The organism is Agrobacterium sp. SOY23 (genome assembly GCF_027212525.1).
In the GTDB taxonomy this organism is placed as follows: domain Bacteria; phylum Pseudomonadota; class Alphaproteobacteria; order Rhizobiales; family Rhizobiaceae; genus Agrobacterium; species Agrobacterium tumefaciens_I.
Genome location: NZ_JAPWDT010000006.1, coordinates 169,104 through 189,429, shown reverse-complemented (window position 1 = coordinate 189,429; position 20,326 = coordinate 169,104). Strand labels below are relative to the sequence as shown.

17 protein-coding genes are annotated in these 20,326 nt (G+C 60.5%); 10 read left to right on the top strand and 7 right to left on the bottom strand.

Translation table 11 applies throughout. The features are described 5' to 3' along the window. Nucleotide 1: 1 nt before the first annotated feature. Nucleotides 2–1,273, bottom strand: coding sequence for an ABC transporter substrate-binding protein (locus O3S81_RS18270; RefSeq protein ID WP_269345444.1), 1,272 nt, complete (start codon nucleotides 1,271–1,273; stop codon nucleotides 2–4). Nucleotides 1,274–1,365: 92 nt separating this feature from the next. Between O3S81_RS18270 and O3S81_RS18265 the strand changes: the two genes are divergently transcribed. The 7 genes from O3S81_RS18265 to O3S81_RS18235 all read left to right on the top strand — a co-directional run bounded on the left by O3S81_RS18265 (nucleotide 1,366) and on the right by O3S81_RS18235 (nucleotide 10,491). Then, nucleotides 1,366–2,256 (top strand): helix-turn-helix domain-containing protein, encoded by an 891-nt coding sequence (locus O3S81_RS18265; RefSeq protein WP_269345442.1) that lies wholly within the window; start codon nucleotides 1,366–1,368, stop codon nucleotides 2,254–2,256. A gap of 207 nt (nucleotides 2,257–2,463) precedes the next feature. Then, nucleotides 2,464–3,279: a MurR/RpiR family transcriptional regulator gene (locus tag O3S81_RS18260; RefSeq protein ID WP_269345440.1), complete on the top strand. Its 816-nt coding sequence runs from the start codon at nucleotides 2,464–2,466 to the stop codon at nucleotides 3,277–3,279. A 204-nt stretch (nucleotides 3,280–3,483) separates the two neighbouring features. After that, nucleotides 3,484–5,400 (top strand): bifunctional 5-dehydro-2-deoxygluconokinase/5-dehydro-2-deoxyphosphogluconate aldolase, encoded by a 1,917-nt coding sequence (locus tag O3S81_RS18255; RefSeq protein WP_269345438.1) that lies wholly within the window; start codon nucleotides 3,484–3,486, stop codon nucleotides 5,398–5,400. Next, complete coding sequence (iolD, locus tag O3S81_RS18250; RefSeq protein WP_269345436.1) at nucleotides 5,397–7,223, top strand: 3D-(3,5/4)-trihydroxycyclohexane-1,2-dione acylhydrolase (decyclizing); 1,827 nt, start codon at nucleotides 5,397–5,399, stop codon at nucleotides 7,221–7,223. Before O3S81_RS18255 ends, iolD begins: the two co-directional genes overlap by 4 nt. 1 nt (nucleotide 7,224) lies before the next feature. Further along, a complete protein-coding gene (gene iolE, locus O3S81_RS18245) occupies nucleotides 7,225–8,133 on the top strand; it encodes a myo-inosose-2 dehydratase (protein WP_269345434.1) in 909 nt (302 codons plus the stop codon). Nucleotides 8,134–8,337: 204 nt separating this feature from the next. Beyond that, the gene (gene iolB, locus O3S81_RS18240) at nucleotides 8,338–9,150 is read left to right on the top strand and encodes a 5-deoxy-glucuronate isomerase (RefSeq protein WP_269345432.1); all 813 of its coding nucleotides are present in this window, start codon (nucleotides 8,338–8,340) and stop codon (nucleotides 9,148–9,150) included. Between the two features lie 213 nt (nucleotides 9,151–9,363). Next, nucleotides 9,364–10,491 carry a Gfo/Idh/MocA family protein gene (locus O3S81_RS18235; protein WP_269345430.1) on the top strand — a complete coding sequence of 376 codons (1,128 nt, stop codon included), beginning with the start codon at nucleotides 9,364–9,366 and terminating at the stop codon, nucleotides 10,489–10,491. A gap of 234 nt (nucleotides 10,492–10,725) precedes the next feature. Here O3S81_RS18235 and O3S81_RS18230 read toward each other — a convergent pair whose 3' ends face one another. The 3 genes from O3S81_RS18230 to O3S81_RS18220 all read right to left on the bottom strand — a co-directional run bounded on the left by O3S81_RS18230 (nucleotide 10,726) and on the right by O3S81_RS18220 (nucleotide 13,735). Continuing rightward, a complete protein-coding gene (locus tag O3S81_RS18230; protein ID WP_269345429.1) occupies nucleotides 10,726–11,688 on the bottom strand; it encodes a 2-hydroxyacid dehydrogenase in 963 nt (320 codons plus the stop codon). Nucleotides 11,689–12,069: 381 nt separating this feature from the next. Next, complete coding sequence (locus tag O3S81_RS18225) at nucleotides 12,070–13,092, bottom strand: LacI family DNA-binding transcriptional regulator (protein ID WP_003499171.1); 1,023 nt, start codon at nucleotides 13,090–13,092, stop codon at nucleotides 12,070–12,072. Between the two features lie 133 nt (nucleotides 13,093–13,225). After that, nucleotides 13,226–13,735 carry a MarR family winged helix-turn-helix transcriptional regulator gene (locus tag O3S81_RS18220; protein WP_269345426.1) on the bottom strand — a complete coding sequence of 170 codons (510 nt, stop codon included), beginning with the start codon at nucleotides 13,733–13,735 and terminating at the stop codon, nucleotides 13,226–13,228. Between the two features lie 79 nt (nucleotides 13,736–13,814). On the opposite strand from O3S81_RS18220, the gene O3S81_RS18215 reads away from it, so the two are divergent. The 3 genes from O3S81_RS18215 to O3S81_RS18205 all read left to right on the top strand — a co-directional run bounded on the left by O3S81_RS18215 (nucleotide 13,815) and on the right by O3S81_RS18205 (nucleotide 17,076). Next, nucleotides 13,815–14,615 carry a creatininase family protein gene (locus O3S81_RS18215; protein ID WP_269345424.1) on the top strand — a complete coding sequence of 267 codons (801 nt, stop codon included), beginning with the start codon at nucleotides 13,815–13,817 and terminating at the stop codon, nucleotides 14,613–14,615. Between the two features lie 113 nt (nucleotides 14,616–14,728). Then, nucleotides 14,729–15,847, top strand: a complete 1,119-nt coding sequence (locus tag O3S81_RS18210) for a CobW family GTP-binding protein (RefSeq protein ID WP_269345422.1) — start codon at nucleotides 14,729–14,731, stop codon at nucleotides 15,845–15,847. A gap of 236 nt (nucleotides 15,848–16,083) precedes the next feature. Continuing rightward, entirely contained in the window at nucleotides 16,084–17,076 is a 993-nt protein-coding gene (locus O3S81_RS18205) for a WD40 repeat domain-containing protein (protein WP_269345419.1), read from the top strand. Between the two features lie 247 nt (nucleotides 17,077–17,323). Here O3S81_RS18205 and O3S81_RS18200 read toward each other — a convergent pair whose 3' ends face one another. The 3 genes from O3S81_RS18200 to O3S81_RS18190 form a co-directional block, all read right to left on the bottom strand. Beyond that, nucleotides 17,324–18,505 (bottom strand): MFS transporter, encoded by a 1,182-nt coding sequence (locus tag O3S81_RS18200; protein ID WP_269345417.1) that lies wholly within the window; start codon nucleotides 18,503–18,505, stop codon nucleotides 17,324–17,326. A gap of 287 nt (nucleotides 18,506–18,792) precedes the next feature. Further along, nucleotides 18,793–19,440: an outer membrane protein gene (locus tag O3S81_RS18195; RefSeq protein WP_269345415.1), complete on the bottom strand. Its 648-nt coding sequence runs from the start codon at nucleotides 19,438–19,440 to the stop codon at nucleotides 18,793–18,795. 535 nt (nucleotides 19,441–19,975) lie between these two features. Beyond that, on the bottom strand, nucleotides 19,976–20,263 hold the full coding sequence (locus O3S81_RS18190) for a hypothetical protein (RefSeq protein WP_004433441.1): 288 nt from the start codon (nucleotides 20,261–20,263) through the stop codon (nucleotides 19,976–19,978). Between the last annotated feature and the right edge of the window lie 63 nt (nucleotides 20,264–20,326).

Genomic DNA, 20,326 nt, shown 5'->3' with positions numbered 1-20,326 from the left:
ATTACTCCGAGGCCGGGAGCCCCGTCGCCGTCTCGATCTGCTTGGCGGCATCATCGAGCGCCGCTTTCGCATCGGGATATCCGCCCGCGAAATATTTCGTCTGCGTCGCCTTGTAGATCGCATCCGCATCCGACTGGAACGCCGTGCCACGGCTCGGCACGATCTTCGGCAGGGTGGCGAGAATATCGGTCCACACCGCTTGCCCGCCCCAATAGGGCTGCTTTTCCTTGACGAAAGGATCGTCGATGGCGGAGAGCAGCGAAGGAACGAGGCCGAAGGACTTCAGCATCGTCACCTGACCTTCATTGGTGGTCAGCGCATAATCGATATATTTCCACGCGGCTTCCTTGTGCTGGGACGTGGAGCTGACTGCCAGCGAAGAGCCGCCGAGATTGGCCGCATGCGGGCCATCCGACGTCAGGCTCGGCATCAGATAGACGCCCCATTTGCCGGAAAGATCGGGAGAGCCGGAACGGACCGTGCCCTCATACCAGGCGCCATACATCTGGCTTGCGGCCTTGCCGGCCGTGTTGGCCTGGATCTTCTCATCCCAGATCGCGGCCGTGATGATGCCCGCACCCTTCATTTCCTTGATCTTTTCAAGGGTCGCCACACAGGCCGGCTTGTTGATGGTGATGCTTTGGCCGTCGGTCGAAAAGTAACCGCATCCCTGCTCATTGGCGATCATGCGAAACCATTCGCTGTCGCCGTTGAAATCGGCCTGCGCCATGACGGTGCCGGGATTGGCGGCCATGACCTTCTTGCCGGCGACTATGAAATCGTCCCAGCTCTTTATGGTAGCCGGGTCAACGCCCGCCTTTTCATAGAAGTCGCGGCGATAAAACACCGCCACCGGGCCGGAATCCCACGGCACGGCATAGGCAACGCCATCAACCTCCAGTTCGGTGCGTTTGAAATCCGGGAAAAGCGCCTGTTTCTCAGGGGTATAGCCAAGCTCGGTCAGATTGGCGAAACAATCCGGAAAGCGGCTCCAGAACAGTTCCGCCTCGAAATTCTCGATGGTCACGATATCCGGAAGCCCATCGCCACCGGCTGCGCAGGCGGCCAGGGTCTTGTCAAAAACCTGACCGTTTCCAAGGTCTTCCACGACGATCTTGATGTCAGGATTCTGCTTGTTGAAACCCTCGACCGTGGATTTCAGCGCCGAGGCGGCGACATTCCAGCTCCAGATGGTAACGGTCTCGGTTTGCGCGAAAGCGGGGGCTGCGAGAAGCAGCAGAGCCGTAGACGCACCAAGAAATTTCAAGCACATTGAAAACCTCCCTTTTTCAATTGCCGTTCTTCAGCGAACATGGGCACATTAGCGGCGGCAGGAAATCTGTCTCGTAAAAAGGGAACATCGATTTGGCGGAAAGTAAGATTGCCGAAAGAGCCTTTTACCAGCCGGGTGCGAGCAGCATCGAAGGCATGCCGACCACGCTTCAGCTTTTCCATAACCACCCGCCCATCATGCTCCGCCCCCATTGGCACGCGCAGGTGGAGGTGAATTATGTGATGTCGGGATCGGTGCATTACCGCATGGGCGATCATGAGCTGACACTCCATGCCGGCCAGATGTGCATTTTCTGGGGCGGCCAGCCGCACCAGATGGACCAATCCTCCGACGATTCCTTTTATGCCGGCGCGCATCTGCCGCTCGTGCATTTCTTCCGCATGCGCCTGCCGGCCGCCGTCTCCAGCCAGCTGATGGGCGGCGCAACCATGGTGAGCGCCGAGACAGACAGGGCCGATGCGGAAAATTTCGGCCGATGGTTCCGTTATGTTACCTCCGGTGATCCGGCGAAAGCCCAGCATGCGGTGGAGGAATTGCTGCTCAGGGTGGAGCGGATGTTTCTCGAACCCTATTCCGTCATCTCATCGGCGACCGATGGAAAAAGCAAAGAGGATGAGGAAGGCATGGCGCCCTCCATCGGCGTCGTGCGCATGTGCGATTTTATCGCCGCCAATTTCCTCGATGATATCGACGCGACCGACATCGCCCGCGCCGCCTCGCTGCATCCGAAATATGCGATGAACCTGTTCCGCAAATCCACCGGCATGACGCTGATCAAATATCTGACCCTGCTCCGGCTTTCCCGCGCGCAGGCGATGCTGATGACCGGCAAGGACAACATCCTGCAGATCGCCATGGAAAGCGGCTTCGGGTCGGTCAGCGCCTTCAACAAGGCCTTTCGCCAGATCGCCGGCATGTCGCCATCCGATTTCCGGCGCGATATGCGCGCGGCGGCGGCTTAGGATGTCGCCGAATCCTGCCATGGCACGTCGGCGCCGTGAAAGGGCCCTCTTGTGATCAAGCCCTTGATCACGCTGGATCCCTGTGACCAGCACAAGGATGAGATAAGCCAGCCGCCCTCATTCCCCAGCCCCTCAAAAAACCCAATGGAATAAAAATTCCATTGCAGCTAATGTGCACATAATTTCAGTCTGCACAAAGGAATGACAATGACGGCAATCGAGGCGCCAGATTCGGTAAAGGCTTTTGAGGAGCGATTGCTCCAGGTGGCGGAGGGCCTGCCGAAGCGGTTGCGGCAATGCGCCGATTATGTCGCCTCCAATCAGGATCGCATCGCCGTTTCCACCGTCGCCGAAATGGCGGAAGGGGCTGGCGTGCAACCCTCGGCCTTCATGCGCTTCTGTCAGATCATGGGCTTTTCCGGCTTTTCGGAAATGCAGCGCCTGTTCCGTGATTCCTATGTCGGCGGCTGGCCGGATTATGCCACGCGGCTCGACCATCTGCGCGAAAAAGGCGATGAAAGCGCCTCCGGCCTGCTGGCGGAATTCGTCGAAGCCGGCCGTTCTTCGCTCGAAATGCTGCTGAAATCGGTCGATACCAAGCAGCTTGACGAGGCGGTTTCGGCGCTCTCAAAGGCGCGAACCGTGCATATCATGGGCCTGCGCCGCTCATTCCCCATCGCCAGCTATCTGGCCTATGCCTTCGAGAAGATGAAGGTGCCGGCCGTGCTGCACAGCGCCGTTGGCGGGCTCGGCAATATCAGCGCCATCTCCCGCGAAGACGCGCTGATCGCCATCACTTTCTCCCCCTATTCCACTGAGACGCTGGAACTGGCGGAAAACGCCCGCGCCAACGGCATTCCGGTCGTGGCGCTTTCCGATTCTGCGGTCAATCCGCTCCGGAAGTCCGGCGCGACGCTTCTGACGGTGACGGAAATCGATTTCGGCGCATTCCGCTCGCTTTCGGCCACGCTCTGTCTCGCCATCACGCTGGCGGTTGCTGTGGGAACACGCAAGACGGCCTGAATATTTTTATTGAAAACGAGAAAAATAGAATTTATGATCCAAATCCATGAAACGGGCATTCCACGACTGTCCGTCTCGTGACGGGACAAGTGAGCGGAGGAGGCTCACCGGAGCGGGATGGCGATAGCTGGCGGCATGGTTGCCTGATCCGCTCGACACACATGAGGCAGACCGCGCCAGCGTGCGGTGCTAAGGAGGAACCTTTTGAAAAAACTTGATCTTATCACGATCGGGCGCTCGTCTGTCGACCTTTACGGTTCGCAGGTCGGCGGCCGTCTGGAGGACATGGCCTCCTTTGCCAAATATATTGGCGGCTCCCCCACCAATATCGCCGCCGGTGCCGCCCGCCTTGGATTGAACAGCGCCGTCATCACCCGTGTGGGCGATGAACATATGGGCCGTTTCATCCGCGAACAGCTGGTGCGCGAAGGCGTCGACGTGCGCGGCGTGAAGACAGACCCCGAGCGGCTGACCGCGCTGGTGCTGCTCGGCATTCGCGACCAGAACCAATTCCCGCTGATCTTCTATCGCGAAAACTGTGCCGACATGGCGCTCAGCGAAGACGACATCGATCCCGCCTTCATTGCCGACGCCGGCTGCGTCTGCGCCACCGGCACGCATCTGTCGCATCCGAAAACGGAAGCGGCCGTGCTGAAGGCGCTGAAACTCGCCCGCGAGAATGGCGCGAAGACCGCGCTCGATATCGATTACCGCCCCAATCTCTGGGGTGTGGCCGGCCATGGCGATGGCGAAAGCCGTTTCGTCGAATCGCAGAAGGTCACCGCCAAGCTGCAATCCACACTACACCTGTTCGATCTTATCGTCGGCACCGAGGAAGAATTCCACATTGCCGGCGGCTCGACCGATACGCTGACCGCACTGAATGCCGTGCGTAAGGTTTCGAACGCGACGCTGGTGTGCAAGCGCGGGCCCATGGGCGCTTCGGTTTTCGCCGGCGATATTCCTGCCAGCCTCGACGAGGGTGAGACCGGCGAAGGTTTCCCGATCGAGGTCTTCAACGTTCTCGGTGCGGGTGACGGCTTCATGGCCGGCCTCTTCCGCGGCTGGCTGCGCGGCGAAGACTGGCCGACGACGCTGAAATACGCCAATGCCTGTGGCGCCTTCGCCGTTTCCCGCCATGGCTGCACACCGGCCTATCCAAGCTGGGAAGAGCTGCAATATTTCTTCAAGGCCGGCATCCGCAACAAGGCGCTGCGCAAGGACGAGGCGCTGGAGCAGGTGCATTGGTCCACCAACCGCAAGGGCGACTGGGAGACGATGCGCGTCTTCGCTTTCGACCACCGCATGCAGCTGGAGGCCATCGCCGACGAACTTGGCATCAAGCATGAGCAAATCGGCGCTTTCAAGAAGCTCTGCCTTCAGGCCGCGCAGAAAGTTTCCGGTGGCGAGGCGGGTTACGGCATACTCTGCGACGGCCGCCTTGGCCGCGATGCGCTGTTTGCCGCCAGCGGCTCCGGCCTCTGGATCGGCCGTCCGGTGGAATGGCCGGGCTCACGCCCGCTGACGCTGGAACCCGATCTCGGCAAGGATTTCGGCGGACTTTCGGAATGGCCGCTTGAAAACGTCGTCAAGGTTCTGTGCTTCTATCACCCCGATGACACGGACGAGATGCGCGCTGCGCAGGAAGAGACCGTGACGCGCCTGTTCGAGGCGGCACGGCGCAACCGGCTGGAAATGCTGCTGGAGATCATTCCCTCCAAGGTCGGCCCGACCGACGATTTGACCGCCGCCCGCATCATCGAGCGCTTTTACGAGATCGGCGTTTACCCCGACTGGTGGAAGCTGGAGCCGATGAAGACCCGCGCCGCGTGGAAAAATGCCTGCGACGCCGTCAATCGCAACGATCCTTACGTGCGGGGCATCGTCGTTCTCGGTCTCGACGCACCGCAAAGCGAGCTGGAGGAAAGCTTCCGCCTTGCCGCCGGTTTCGATCTGGTCAAAGGTTTCGCCGTTGGCCGTACGATCTTTGCAGAAGCCGCCCGCGGCTGGCTTTCGGGCAAGATAACCGACGAGGAAGCGGTGAAGGATATGGCGCAGCGTTACACCAGCCTGTGCCGCATTTGGGATGAGGCGCGCGCCAAAAAGGGAGAGGCAGCGTGAAGACAATCAGATTGACGGCTGCGCAGGCCATGGTTCGTTACCTGGCAGCGCAGATGAATGAGCACGGCGAAACCTATATCGCCGGCGTGTGGGCCATTTTCGGCCATGGCAATGTCGCCGGCATCGGCGAAGCGCTTTATGGCATCCGCGACGAACTGCCGACCTATCGCGGCCAGAACGAGCAGTCCATGGCCCATGCGGCTATCGCTTATTCCAAGCAGCTGCGCCGCAGACGCGCCATGGCGGTCACCTCCTCCATCGGCCCCGGTGCGGCAAACATGGTGACGGCGGCAGCGCTGGCGCATGTCAACCGCCTGCCGGTTCTGTTGATCCCCGGCGATGTCTTCGCCAATCGCGGCCCGGACCCGGTGCTGCAGCAACTCGAAGATTTCGGCGACGGCACCATGACGGTGAATGACTGCTTCCGCCCGGTCAGCCGGTATTTCGACCGTATCATGCGGCCGGAACAGTTGCTGACGGCCCTTCCCCGCGCCATGCGCACCATGACGGACCCGGCCGATTGCGGCCCCGTCACGCTCGCCTTCTGCCAGGATGTGCAGGCGGAAGCCTATGATTACCCCGAAAGCTTCTTCGAAAAACGCGTTTGGCGCCAACGCCGCCCGGAACCTGATGTGGTCGAGTTCGAAGAAGCGGTTGCAGCACTGAAGGCTGCGAAGAACCCGATCATCGTCGCCGGCGGCGGCGTGCATTTTGCCGGCGCAACCGAGACGCTGAAACGTTTTGCCGAAACCCATTCCATTCCCGTCGTTGAAACGCAGGCCGGCAAATCGGCGCTCGCCTGGGACCATGATCTGAATTTCGGTCCCGTCGGCGTTACCGGTGCGGAAAGCGCCAATATCATCAGCGAAAAGGCCGATCTGGTCTTCGGTGTCGGCACCCGTTTTCAGGATTTCACCACCGGCTCCTGGGCGCTGTTCAAGAACCCGAACCGCAAGATCCTGGCGCTCAACGTGCAGCCCTATGACAGCGCAAAGCACGATGCGATCAGCCTGACGGCGGATGCAAAGATCGGGCTTGAAAAGCTCTCCGCCGCCCTCGGCAGCCACCGTTATGCGGCCCCGGATGCCAAGCTCAAGGCGGCATGGTTCGAAAAGGCCGATGCCGATACGGCGGCACCGGGCGAGGAGCATGTGAACAGCCTGCCGACAGACATGCAGGTCATCGGCGCGGTGCAGCGCCAGTCGCGGGACAACACCGTCGTCATGTGCGCGGCGGGCACCATGCCGGGCGAGCTTCACCAGCTGTGGAAATCCAAGCTGCCGCTCTCCTATCACATGGAATATGGCTTCTCCTGCATGGGTTATGAGGTGGCCGGCGGCCTCGGCATCAAGATGGCGGAACCGGACCGGGATGTGATCGTCATGGTCGGCGACGGCTCCTACATGATGATGAATTCGGAGCTTGCGACATCGGTCGCCATGGGCGTGAAAATCACACTCGTCATCACCGACAATCGCGGTTACGGCTGCATCAACCGCCTGCAGATGGAAACCGGCGGCGCGGAGTTCAACAACCTCTACGCCCACACCAACGTCAACCCGATAGCCATCGATTTCGTGGCCCATGCCGGCTCGATGGGGGCGGATGCACGCAAGGTCTCCACCATAACCGAGCTGGAAGAGGCGCTCGCTGCCGCCCGTGCCTCCAGCCGCACCACCGTCATCGTCATCGATACCGACCCTTACCCGACGCCGCGCGCCGGCGGCCACTGGTGGGATGTCGCGGTGCCTGAAGTATCCGACCGCGCCGAAATCGGCCCGGCCCGCGCCCGTTATGAAAACCATGTCAAGGAAAGACAATAAGATGATCCGTTACGGTACCAACCCGATTGCCTGGTCCAACGACGATGACCGCACGCTCGGCGCCCATATCAGCCTGGAGCAATGCCTTGATGAAACCGCCAAGATCGGTTTCGACGGTATCGAGAAGGGTCACAAGTTCCCGACGGAGCCGGAAGGCCTGAAGGGCGTGCTTTCGCCGCGCGGCCTCTCCTTCGTCTCCGGCTGGCATTCACTGAACCTTCTGACCGACGACATCGAATCCGAGAAGAAGGCCATGCAGCCAGCGCTTGATCTCTTGAAGGCCATGGGCTCGAAGGTCATCATCGTCTGCGAAACCTCCAACGCCATTCACGGCGCTGACGACACGGCGCTGGTCGACCGTCCGCGCCTTGCGGCCGAGGACTGGGCGAAGTTCGGTGCGGGCGTCGAGGCACTGGCCGCCTTTGCCGCCGAACAGGGCATCACCCTCGTTTATCACCACCACATGGGCACGGTGGTGGAGAGCGAAGAGGAAATCGACCTTCTGATGAAGCACACCGGCCCGAAGACGCATCTGCTGCTCGATACCGGCCATTGCCTGTTCGGTGGCGGCGATCCCGTGCGCGTCGCACAGAAATATATGGGTCGCGTCGGCCATATCCATGCCAAGAACGTGCGTCCGGTCATTGCCGATCAGGTACGCAACGAGCGGCTCTCCTTCCTCGAAGGCGTTCGCCGCGGCGTGTTCACCGTGCCGGGCGACAGCGAAGGCGGCGTGAACTTCCCGCCGGTGCTGAAAGTGGCGGCCGAGCATGGTTACAGCGGCTGGCTGGTGATCGAGGCCGAGCAGGATCCGGACGTGCGCAATCCGTTCGAATATCAGAGCCTGGGCCTGAAATCGCTGAAGGCTTTTGCACGCGAGGCGGGGCTGGACAAGGCTCAGGCTGCTTGAGTTGAGCTGACGAACGGGACGCGGCCTTCCCGCGCCCGTCATCCGGCCTTGAGCCGGAATTCATCCTGCCCAAGTCTCTGGGCTGAAAACCTCTCCGCCGCGCAGACGCGCGTCGGCTGGACCCCGGATCTAGCCCCGGGGTGACGGAAATACGCAAAACCACTGAATGACATGTCTGCGTTACCTACAAAAAGGAACACCACCATGACCTCACTTCTGCGCAAGCCGGTCGCGACCAGCGGCAAGGTGCACGATATCACGCCCCAAAGCGCGGATTGGGGTTATGTCGGTTTCGGCCTCTACCGCCTGAAACCGGGCGAGACGGCGGCGGAAAACACCGGCGATACCGAAGTCATCCTCGTGCTGGTCGAAGGCAAGGCGACGATTTCCGCAGGCGGCAAGGATTTCGGTGAACTCGGCGACCGCATGAACGTGTTCGAGCGCAAGCCGCCACATTGCGTTTATGTTCCGGCCGGTTCCGAATGGTCGCTGACGGCCACGAGTGATTGCACCGTCGGCGTCTGCACCGCACCCGGCGAAAAAGGCAGCCGCGAGGCACAGCAGATCGGCCCCAATGGCGTGCAACTGACGGAACGCGGCAAGGGCGCCAATACGCGTTACATCTTCCCCATCGCCATGGAGGAGCGCGACGTGGCCGACAGCCTGCTGGTAACGGAAGTCTTCACGCCATCGGGCAACTGGTCCTCCTATCCGCCGCACCGGCATGACGAGGATAACTACCCCGACATGACCTATCTGGAAGAGACCTATTATCACCGCCTCAACCCGGCGCAGGGTTTCGGTTTCCAGCGCGTTTTCACCGAGGACGGCTCGCTTGATGAGACGATGGCGGTGTCGGATGGCGATGTCGTGCTGGTGCCCAAAGGCCACCACCCCTGCGGCGCGCCCTATGGTTATGAGATGTATTATCTGAACGTGATGGCGGGGCCGATGCGCAAATGGCGTTTCAAGAACCACCCGGATCATGACTGGATTTTCAAGCGGGATAACCCGTAAGGCATCCACTTCCCTCATTCCTGTGCTTGTCACAGGAATCCAACCTGCGCGTGTCTGTTGGTGGGGAGAGTCTACCCAGCCCAAGGACTTGGGCTGGCTGGTCCCCTGTGACAAGCATAGGGATGAGGGACGCGGGATTTTGTTTCGCGCGCCGCATTTAAGAAAATGCTCAAAATATTGATTTCATTCTAAAATTCTCGGGAGGAGAATACCATGGCCGCTCTTGGCGTGGGCCTTATCGGCACCGGTTACATGGGCAAATGCCACGCGCTGGCGTGGAACAACGTCACGAGCGTCTTCGGCGATGTGGAACGCCCCCGCCTCGTGACGCTCGCGGAAGTCAACCCGGAGCTGGCGGCCAAGAAAGCCGCCGAGTTCGGTTTTGCCCGCTCGACAGGCAACTGGCGCGACCTGCTTTCCGATCCCGAGATCGACGTCATCTCGGTCACCACGCCGAACGCCTTCCACCCGGAAATGGCCATTGCCGCCCTTGAGGCCGGCAAACATGTCTGGTGCGAAAAACCGATGGCGCCCGCCTTTGCCGATGCGGTGAAGATGCGCGATGCGGCCCGCCGGTCCGGCAAGGCAGCGGCGATGGGTTACAACTACATTCAGAACCCCGTCATCCGCCATATCCGCCGCCTGATCGACGAAGGCGCGATCGGCAACGTCTATCACGTCCGCGCCGAAATGGACGAGGACTTCATGGCCGATGCCACCCAGCCTTTCTACTGGAAGAGCGAAGCGTCCTCCGGTTACGGCGCGCTGGATGATTTTGCCGTGCACCCGCTGTCATTGCTCTATGCCCTCTTCGGTCACGCACAAAGCGCCATCACGGACATGGTGAAACCTTACAAGACCCGCCCGCTTGCCGGCGGTGGCGAGCGCGCGGTCGAGACACATGATCTCGCCAGCGTTCTCCTGAAGCTTGAAGGCGGCATTTCCGCCGTGCTCATCGCCAACCGCTCCGCCTGGGGCCGCAAGGGCCGCATCGCCATCCAGATCTATGGCTCAACAGGCTCGATTCTGTTCGATCAGGAGCGGATGAACGAGTTCCAGCTTTACACCACGGATGGACGCCCGGAAGAACAGGGTTTCCGAACCATCCTCACCGCCCCCCATCACAAGCCCTATGACCGCTTCATCCCCGCCCCCGGCCACGGCCTCGGCTTCAACGACCTGAAGGTCATCGAATGCCGGGAGCTGATTGCGGCGATTGAGGGCAAGAAGGCCCATATCATCGACTTCGAGGAAGGGCTGAAGATCGAGCGCAGCATTCACGCCATGGCCCGGTCGTTTGCCGAAGGGCGCTGGGTGGGGACAGAGGAGGTTGCGGAATAGGCGCGGATGCCGCGCGGAGTTAGCCGCCGTCATCACAAACCTCCCTTCCGTCATGCCGGACTTGATCCGGCATCCAGCCACGGCGCGTCTGCGCCGTGAACAGAGTCTTTGGCGATCAAGGACTTGATCGCGCTGGACCCAGGATCAAGTCCGGGGTGACGGTGCGCGGGGTTTGTGAGCGGGCAAAGCCATTCGCCTCACCAAAGGGTGATGGGTCAGGGCTTGCCAAAAGCCTCACCCCTTGACCGGCGTTTCCGGCACCGGTGTCAGCACCGTGCCGTCCCTGAACCAGCCGAGAATATTATCCGCCACCAGATCGGCCATGGCGTTGCGCGTCGGGATCGAGGCGGAGGCGACATGCGGCAGCAGGGAGACATTCGGCAACGCAAGAAACGCTTCCGGCACCTTCGGCTCGGCATAGAACACATCGAGACCGGCAGCACCCAAAACGCCGCTCTTAAGCGCCTGCAGAAGCGCATCCTCATCGACGCTGGAACCTCGGCCGACATTGATGAACACGCCCTCAGGCCCGAGCGCCGTCAGGATTTCGGCATTGATCGCCTTGTGCGTTTCCGGCGTGCCGGGCACGATGCAGATCAGCGTATCGACGGCCTCAGCCATCTCCTTCAGCGAGCTGTAATAGGTGTAGGAGAGTTCCTCACGCTTGCTGCGGGTGTGATAACCGATCTCCACCTTGAAAGGCTCGAGCCGCTTGGCGATTTCCTGGCCGATGCGGCCCATGCCGAAGAGGCCGACCTTGCGGCCGCGCAGCGAGAATGGCGAGAGCGCAAACGGCCCTTCGCCAACCCATTTGCCATCGCGCAGCCAGGTCTCGGCCTGATAGAGCCGGCGCACGGTGTTGATCAACAGCGCAATCGTCGTATCGGCCACTTCGTCGTTCAGCACATCGGGCGTATTCGTCACCACGATGCCGCGTGTGGCGGCGTGTTTGGCGTCAACGCCGTCATAACCCACGCCGAAATTGGCGATGATCTCGAGCTTCGGCAGCGCATCGATCCATTTGGCATTGACCACGCCGGAAACGGCGATGGCATTGATGCGCGCGGCCGCACCCTCGGGCAGAACCGGCTCGGCACCGGCAGGCACGGCAACGATCTCGACCTTGCCTTCGAGGCGTTCGAGAACGCGCGGGTTTATCTTGCCGGGAACGAGAACGACGGCCTTTTTGTCAGACATGGGTGGATATTCCTCCAGATAACATTCCGATAGCCGGAGCGGGTTGCAGGCGAACCGCTCCTCTGGGCGGCGATCTTTTCAAACAACGGCGGCCGTGAAAAGGGCAATAAGGGGATGTTATGGGGGCAGATCGAAGTTTCATGCCGATTTTTTTGACGCGTCCGCTACCGTCATGCCGATTTTTTTGCGGCACTTGCAAGGCCGTCATGCCGGACCCGAACCGGCATCCAGCCAGCCCAAGTCCTTGGGCTGAGAGGTCTTTTCACCGCGTAGACACGCGGTGGCTGGATTCCGGCTCAAGGCCGGAATGACGGAAGGAGGAAACATCGTGAACGATCAGGAACATGCAGCCTGCCGCATCCATGCCCCGGAGCGATATACTCACACCCGCGGCCGCACCGGCCCGGTCGATTGCCGGATACGCATTTCCGGCTTGATGAGGTGAATGCCATCCGGCTCATGGCTGCCCGCCAGCCGGTCCAGCAGCGCACGCGCCGCCAAGCGCCCGACCTCGGCCTGGCCGTTGGAAACGGTGGTCAGCGCGGGAGTGGCGATTGCCGCCTCCTCCAGATCGTCATAGCCGGTGACGGAAATATCGACGCCCGGCACCAGACCGGCGCGGGAAATACCGTTCATGAGACCGATGGCGACGAGATCGTTCCAGCAGACGGCAGCCGTGGGCTTCTGAGGCAGGGAGAGGAAATGCACTGCCGCTTCAAAGCCACCCTGCTTGGAACGCGGGCCGGGAATGCGCAGATTGGGATCGACCTCGATGCCGGCCTTGCGCAATGCGTTGACATAACCCTGGTAACGGTCACGCCCGGTCGATGTCTGGTCGGTGCCGCCCACCATGGCGATGGTGCGATGGCCAAGGCTGATAAGATGGTTGGTGGCGAGCGAAATGCCGTAGCTGTCGTCGCCGCGGTAGGTGGGCATGTCGACACCATCCAGGGAGCGTGCCACGAGGATGGCCGGCATGCCGTTTTCTTCGGCAAGCGTCATGTCCTCTATCGGCGTGCCGATAGCCGGCGACATGATGATGCCGTCGGAGCCGAGCTGCAGCAGCGTTTCAATGAAGGTGCGCTGTTTTTCCACCGAATCATAATGGTTGGAAAGAATGAAGGTCTGGCGGCTGCGGTCCAGCTCGCTTTCGATGGCTTTCAGGATTTCGCCATAGAACGGGTTCATCACATCATGGAACACCACGCCGACAATGCCGGAGCGCGAGGTGCGCAGGCTGGCGGCGCGGCGGTTGTAGATATAACCCAGCGCCCGCGCCTGTTCCTTGATCTTGTCGCGCGTATCGGAAGCAACCAGCGGACTGTCGCGCAATGCCAGCGAAATCGTGGCGGTCGAAAGACCGAGGCTTTCAGCAATCGTCGACAGTTTAACCTTTTGTGCCATGGCATTCCTCCCCAAACGCATGTCAGCGACGGATGTCCCTGTTTAAATCGCAATTAAACAATTTAAACAAAATCCGCAACCCGTTTAAGGAATACCCATAAAAACAGAGGGCACATTTAAAAATTTCAACAAATTATTGAAGATTGGCGTCGATTGCCTTGAGAAGTTTAACGACGTTGCGAATATCCTTGGCCGAAAGTCCCTCTATGGCCCTTGCCCCGCAATCCGCAATGGACGTGTTGATGTGGTCGACGCTCTTCAGCCCGGCCTCCGTCAGCTTCACCAGCGTCACACGACCGTCCTCGTCGTCACCGCTGCGTTCCACGAAACCCTGGGCTTCCATGCGGCCGATGGTGCGCGTCATGGTCGGTGCCTTGACACCGAGTTTCTGGGCGATCTGCCCCGGTGTCAGGCTGCCTTCCTGCGCCAGCGCCAGGATAACGCCGTCCTGCCCGGCATAAAGCCCGCTTTCGGAAAGGCTGTGGCTCAGCGCCGTGCGCATGGAGCGGGCGGCCTGGGTGATGGATTGCGCCAGTTCCTCGGGGTTGAAATTCTCATCCCTTTTTTTGGCGTCCTTTACCTTCTTGCTGCCCTTTTCCTTCTTGGCGCCTTTGTCCTTATGCCCGGATTTGTCCTTGCTCATATGCGAGTGCCTTTTACCCTGTGGCGGAACCGATATATGTTGCTGGAAATCCTTACCGAATGCACGCGCGGACTGCCAGATGCCAAACTCATACACGCATTATCACGACGAAAACGTAACAGACCCTCATCTTCGCGCAACAGCTGCAATTTCCGTCCTGCCGCTCGGCGCACACGAACAGCATGGCCCGCACCTGCCCTTCGAGACCGATACGCTGATTGCGGCGGGCATCGTCTCCCGCCTCGCCGCCGTTTTGCCGACTCATCTTCCGGTTTCCTTCCTGCCGGTGGAGCCCGTCGGTTATTCAATCGAGCACATGGATGTGCCGGGCACGAAGACGCTGCGTTACGACGAAGCCATCGAGCGCTGGCTCGGCATTGCGAAGGCCGAATATGAAAAAGGCGTGCGCAAATTCGTGATGCTGAACGCCCATGGCGGCAATTCACCGCTGATGACCATCGTCGCCACCGAAGCCCGTGCCCGTTTCGGCATGCTGGCGGTCGCCACCAGCTGGACCCGCTTCGGTGTGCCGGCCGATATCGTGAGGCCGGAGGACAAGGCGGTCGATATCCATGGCGGCGATATAGAAACATCCGTCATGCTGGCGCTTCATCCCGAACGTGTGGCGATGGCAAAGGCCGCGAATTTCCCTTCGCGCCAGAGCGATTTCGCAAAGCGCTTCAGCCATCTGCGCGCCTATGGCCCGCATGCCTTCGGCTGGCTGATGAGCGATCTCAACGCAGATGGCGTTGCCGGAAACGCCGCCGCCGCTACTGCGGAAAAGGGCGAAAGGCTCATTTCCCATGCCGTCAACGGCCTTCTCGAACTGCTTGAAGATGTCCACGCTTTTGACATAACGTTATTTCATAACAAAATTTGAGTGCGATGGCCGAATTCGGCCAAAATCTCTTTGAACTGCCCGGACGTCGCGCCTATATGGACGACGACACATCTTCCTGAGGCCTGCCGGCCTCTCTCCACGCGGGGTTTTCCATGACCGAAACAGCTATAGCCAAGCCCATTCCAGTCACCGTCCTGACGGGATATCTCGGCGCCGGCAAGACGACGCTTCTCAACCGTATCCTCTCCGAGAACCACGGCAAGAAATACGCTGTCATCGTCAATGAATTCGGCGAGATCGGCATCGACAACGATCTGATCGTCGAGTCTGATGAAGAAATCTACGAAATGAACAATGGCTGCGTGTGCTGCACCGTGCGCGGCGACCTGATCCGCGTCGTGGAAGGCCTGATGCGCCGTCCGGGCCGCTTCGACGGCATTATCGTCGAGACGACAGGCCTTGCCGATCCGGTGCCCGTTGCCCAGACCTTCTTCATGGATGACGATGTGCGCGCCAAGACCGAGCTTGATGCCGTCGTTGCCCTCGTTGACGCCAAGCACCTGCCGCTGCGCCTGAAGGACAGCCGCGAGGCCGAAGACCAGATCGCCTTTGCCGATGTCGTCGTCGTCAACAAGACCGACCTCGTTTCGCCGGAGGAAGTGGCCCGCATCGAGGATATCGTCCGCGCCATCAATCCTTCCGCCCGCATCTACAAGACCACCCGTTCCGGCGTCGATCTCGCCCGGGTTCTCGACCAGGGTGCCTTCAATCTGGAACGCGCGCTGGAAAACGATCCGCATTTCCTCGAGCACGGACATGAGGATCATGCCTGTGGCCCCGATTGCGATCATCATCACCACGACCATGACCACAATCATCATCACGACCACGACCATGATCACGGGCATCATCACCATGATCACGACCATGGCCACGATCACCACCACGGCGCGGCCTCCCCGATCCATGATGTGACGGTGCAGTCGGTTTCGCTGCGCGGCGGCGAGATGAACCCCGAGCGGTTCTTCCCGTGGATCCAGAAGGTCACCCAGACCGATGGCCCGAACATCCTGCGCCTCAAGGGCATCATCGCCTTCAAGGGTGATGCGGAACGTTACGTGGTGCAGGGTGTGCACATGATCATCGAGGGCGATCACCAGCGCCCGTGGAAGGAAGATGAAAAGCGCGAAAGCCGCCTCGTCTTCATCGGCCGCGAGCTGGACCGCGAGAAGCTGGAAAAGAGCTTCAACGCCTGCCTCGCGACGGCCTGATACTTTCGCCTCCGTCACCCCGGCCTTGAGCCGGGGTTTCGCCGCGGCGCATCCGTGCCACGAGTGATAAGCCTTTCCTAATCAATGACTTGATCGTTCCGGCTTCTGGCCGATCACCGGAATGACGGATAAGACTTACGACTCGACGGACGCAAACAATCCTCATAGAACTATGGCGACCGCCGGGCCGACACGATGTCGTCCCATCAGACACAGATACGAAAGACCGATGCCCCATGCCGACTGTTGCCCCGCTTGATATCGAAGGCCACGTGGTCTCGACCCATTTTCTCGGCGACATTCCGCTGTTTGCCACCGCCGCCGGCACCATTCACCGGCTGGATGGCGGCGAGAAGGTGACGCAGGCGCATGACGGGCTTTTGACCTGCGTACGCGATCCCTACAGCGCCACACTGCTTTCCGGCGGTGAAGACGGGCGCGTGCTGCGCATCGGCCATGATGGCAGCATCAGCGAAATTGCCAATGTGCCGCGCAAATGGGTGGGTGTCGTTGCCGGCGGACCGCAGAAGGCGGTCGCTTATGGCGTCGGCAAGTCCAGCTTCGTGCGGCTTTCGGATGGCACGGTCAAGGAATTCAAGGAAGAACGCACGGTGGAGGCAATCGCCTTTGCGCCGAAGGGCCTGCGCATTGCCGTTGCCCGTTATAACGGCGTGACGCTGCACTGGGTGGCGACCGCCGGCGATCCCGTCGATCTGGAATGGAAGGGGGCCCATACCGGCGTCACCTTCTCGCCCGACGGCAAGTTCCTCGTCACCACCATGCAGGAAAACGCCCTGCATGGCTGGAAAATGGAAGCCACCAAGGGCGGCATGGAAGCCCGCCACATGCGCATGACGGGTTACCCCGCCAAGGTCAAATCCGTGTCCTGGTCGGCAAAGGGCAAATGGCTCGCCTCCTCCGGCGCGCCGGCCGCCATCGTCTGGCCGTTTGCCGGCAAGGACGGCCCGATGGGCAAGGCACCGGAAGAACTCGGCAGCCGCGCCAATATCATGGTCACCAATGTCGCCTTCCACCCGGTGGAAGACGTGCTCGCCATCGGTTTCATCGACGGCATGATCCTCGGCGTGCGGCTCGCCGACGGCAAGGAAGCCCTGCTGCGCCGCCCCGGCAAGGGCGCCATCACGGCCATGGACTGGAGCGCCACCGGCAAGCTTCTGGCCTTTGCCTCGGAAGCGGGCGATTGCGGAATTATCGATATTTCGGCGTGAGGCACGGAAGCGCCCGTCATTCCGGCCTAGAGCCGGAATCCGGCCAGCCCAAGTCCTTGGGCTGAAAAGGATTTTTCGCGCCGCGCAGACCCGCACCGGCTGCATGCCGGCTGAAGACTGACATGACGGAAGCAAGGACGTACCGGCAGCGAGATCTTTACGTCGTATGCGGTGAGAGAACCCGTGCAACGGCATTTATGTGCTTACCTGGACGCAATTATTGCGCCGAAACAGCCGCGCGATTGCCCTATTCCGCCACCTGCCGCCGCGTCAGGAACAAGAGCAGCAATGCCGCGCCGGCCCCGACGGAAGCCAGCCGGATCGCCGCGCCGAAGCTTGCATATTGCGCCACGAAGCCCATCAGCGGCACCGCAAAAAGCGCGGCGAGGAAGATGGAATTCATGTAGAGCGCCGTTGCGCGCGCCATGCGGCCACGCGCGAAGCCCTGCACGAAGGTCAGCGATGCGCCGGCGCAAAGGCCGTAATAGGCCCCTTCCATGGCCGCACCGACCAGCATGGCCGGCAATGTCGTTACCGAAGCGATGACATTGAAGGCGATGATGGCCATCACCGCCGCAACGCACAGAAGCAGCCGGGCGCTGACCCGGCGCATCATCCGCGGCGCAAGCAGGATCAACAACACCTCCATGGCACATTTGACGCTGAGCGACAGGCCCGGCGCGTAATCCGGCAGGCCGACCTCGCGCACCAGAAACACCGGCAGCGCCGAAGCGCAGAGCGCATGGGCGAAGGACATGCAAAAACTCGCCGTCGCCGCCATCAACAGCGGCAGGTTACGCCCGGCATCGGCTCCGCCGTCCTCGCGCCGCTCCATCGGGCAGGTCTGGCCGCGCGGCACGATGGCAAGCGCCAGCCCGGCCCAGATCGCCGTCATCAGCATGGCATTGGCGAAGACGGCCTTCGCCCCGGCAAGATCGACGATCAGAAAGGCGGCGGCCGGAAACAGCATCCAAGCCAGCGACACCATCATCCGCAGGAAGGCGTTATAGGAGGCCGTATCGAGTGCCTTCACCCGCCCGTGATAGCGCCCGTAGCTGAAGACGAGGGTGCTGGCGGCGTTGGAAAGCCCCATGCCCGTCGCCGTTACCGCCACCAGCAGCGCCAGATGCCCGAAACTGGCAGCCGCCGCCGCAACGAAGGCGCCGAGCGCGGAAAGCAACAGCAGCGGCCGCACCCGCACCCCGGCATCCACCCTTTCGCCATAAAGGCGACTGGCCACAATGGACGCTACCATCGCCGTCACGCTGTAAAGACCGAGCGTAGCAGGCGGGTGGCCAAGCACCTGAATGATATAAAAACCGATAAACGGCACGATGGCCGCATTGGTGCTGCCGGCAACGAAAACCAGCAACGCGATCATATAGGCCTGACGATCAAAAGCGCCGGGCGAAGTACTTCTCTGTAGCATGGGAATCGACTGGAGACGGCAGTGGGTTGAAGCCCAACATCACACCAAAACAGCCTGCTGTTCAAGGCCGCCTGAAGGGACGCGGCGCAGTTTCGTGTCCGGATGAAACCAAACCGCCATTCACTGACGGCCAGACGTCACCTTTCAGGCGCGACGCGGACCAGAGGCCCCGCCCGCCCGGAGGATGGTTTCCACCGGGCGAGCGGGGGAATCAATGTTGCGGCGAGACTGCCCCCGTGCAGGCGCCGTGGCGACAGACACCTGCTGCGGGACCGACGTGCCGTGGATCAGAACTTCACGCCGAGGCCGACATTAACGACGTGGTCGCTAAGCTTTCCATCGGCGGAAATGCCCTGGACCGTGTAGGTTTCCTTACCGAAATCGTTGTAACGATATTCGAGACGGCCGAAGACATTGTCGGTGAAAGCGTAATCAATGCCCGCGCCGATCGTCCAGCCATTCAGCACCTTGCTGGCATTGCCGATGGGTGTCTTGATCTCGCTGTCCGTCGCGGTGTAACCGCCGGCGGTGTAGATGAGCGCGCGGTCCATGGCGTAACCGGCGCGCAGGCGGGCAGAGCCGTTCAGGCCTGCGGAAACCTTGCTGAGCTCGATGGTCTTCTTGCCCCAGGCGTAACCGAGATCGCCCTCAACGCCGAGAATGACCGACGGTGCAACCTCGGCATTATAACCGGCGAAACCTGCAAAACGTCCGCCGTCGAAACTATGCTTTGCGGTATCGCCGCCTTCGGTCGACTTCAACCGATTCCAGCCATAACCTCCGGAAACACCGGCATAAAAACCATCCCAGGAGAAGGAGGGCGCACCATCATCGACGACCGGCGCCGCCGGAACATCGCTCACGGCATCAGCGGCAACAGCCGCGCTGGAAAGAATGCCGAGCACGGCAAGTGCAAGAAATGACTGTTTCAACATGAAATAACTCCTTCAAAATTTCCTTGCCCGACAAAACGCGGGCCGCAAACGAACCCACCACCGAAAGCACAATCGCAAATGGCGAGTCGGAGGCACGTAGCAATGGAAACATTCAAAGGTTAAAAGCAAGTAACAAAAACAGAAAATTTGAAGTATTTAAAAATAAAGGCTTGAATATCCGAAATATTATTAAGTTTATAAAGCAATAAATTAGTAATTGTCGATACGTATTTCCCGACAGATCAATCCCCGCCCTCGCTCGGACCGGCAGGCGCGGCATGCATGCCTGTCGTTGCACCGCGCTGGCGGGCCACGCCGAAAAAAAGGGAGCCTCGGGGGGCTCCCTTCCAGTCATGCGATGCGCCGTTTGTTCTTGCCGGCCACGCCCTGCGCCATACACACGCAACTCGGGGAGTGTTCCGGCTTATGCGCTACGCGCATCGTTTCCGTCGAAAACCCCTGTCGGTTTTCGAATTGCCCCATGGGAGCAGGATGGCGAAATGCCCAGCGGTTTCGCCATCCCGTTCTTCGTCCCTTAGTGCCGGCGCTTCTTGCCGCCGTCATTCTTGTTGTCGATGACATCAACGGAGGTCTTGTTGCCGTTCAGCACACCGTTCAGGATACCGGTTTTGTTGCCATTCAGAATCCCGTTATTGGACAGGATACCGCTGACACCGAGATCGATGCTCGGCGAGACGACGACAAGTGCGCCGCCCTTGTTGCTGTTTCCGGACAGGATGCCACCCAGAAGACCGCCCGCATTGGCCTGACCAACGGAAGCGACAGTAAGAATAGCGGCGACACAAGCAAATTTAGCAATCATTTCTCTCTCCTCTATGTTTGATCACGCCATCTGGCGTAACTGAACTGTATATTTAGAGGATTC

Coding starts and splice junctions, on each gene's coding strand:
- O3S81_RS18270 (WP_269345444.1), bottom strand. CDS start 1,273: ATGTGCTTGAAATTTCTTGGTGCGTCTACGGCTCTGCTGCTTCTCGCA.
- O3S81_RS18260 (WP_269345440.1), top strand. CDS start 2,464: ATGACGGCAATCGAGGCGCCAGATTCGGTAAAGGCTTTTGAGGAGCGA.
- iolE (WP_269345434.1), top strand. CDS start 7,225: ATGATCCGTTACGGTACCAACCCGATTGCCTGGTCCAACGACGATGAC.
- iolB (WP_269345432.1), top strand. CDS start 8,338: ATGACCTCACTTCTGCGCAAGCCGGTCGCGACCAGCGGCAAGGTGCAC.
- O3S81_RS18235 (WP_269345430.1), top strand. CDS start 9,364: ATGGCCGCTCTTGGCGTGGGCCTTATCGGCACCGGTTACATGGGCAAA.
- O3S81_RS18230 (WP_269345429.1), bottom strand. CDS start 11,688: ATGTCTGACAAAAAGGCCGTCGTTCTCGTTCCCGGCAAGATAAACCCG.
- O3S81_RS18225 (WP_003499171.1), bottom strand. CDS start 13,092: ATGGCACAAAAGGTTAAACTGTCGACGATTGCTGAAAGCCTCGGTCTT.
- O3S81_RS18220 (WP_269345426.1), bottom strand. CDS start 13,735: ATGAGCAAGGACAAATCCGGGCATAAGGACAAAGGCGCCAAGAAGGAA.
- O3S81_RS18215 (WP_269345424.1), top strand. CDS start 13,815: ATGCCAAACTCATACACGCATTATCACGACGAAAACGTAACAGACCCT.
- O3S81_RS18210 (WP_269345422.1), top strand. CDS start 14,729: ATGACCGAAACAGCTATAGCCAAGCCCATTCCAGTCACCGTCCTGACG.
- O3S81_RS18205 (WP_269345419.1), top strand. CDS start 16,084: ATGCCGACTGTTGCCCCGCTTGATATCGAAGGCCACGTGGTCTCGACC.
- O3S81_RS18200 (WP_269345417.1), bottom strand. CDS start 18,505: ATGCTACAGAGAAGTACTTCGCCCGGCGCTTTTGATCGTCAGGCCTAT.
- O3S81_RS18195 (WP_269345415.1), bottom strand. CDS start 19,440: ATGTTGAAACAGTCATTTCTTGCACTTGCCGTGCTCGGCATTCTTTCC.
- O3S81_RS18190 (WP_004433441.1), bottom strand. CDS start 20,263: ATGATTGCTAAATTTGCTTGTGTCGCCGCTATTCTTACTGTCGCTTCC.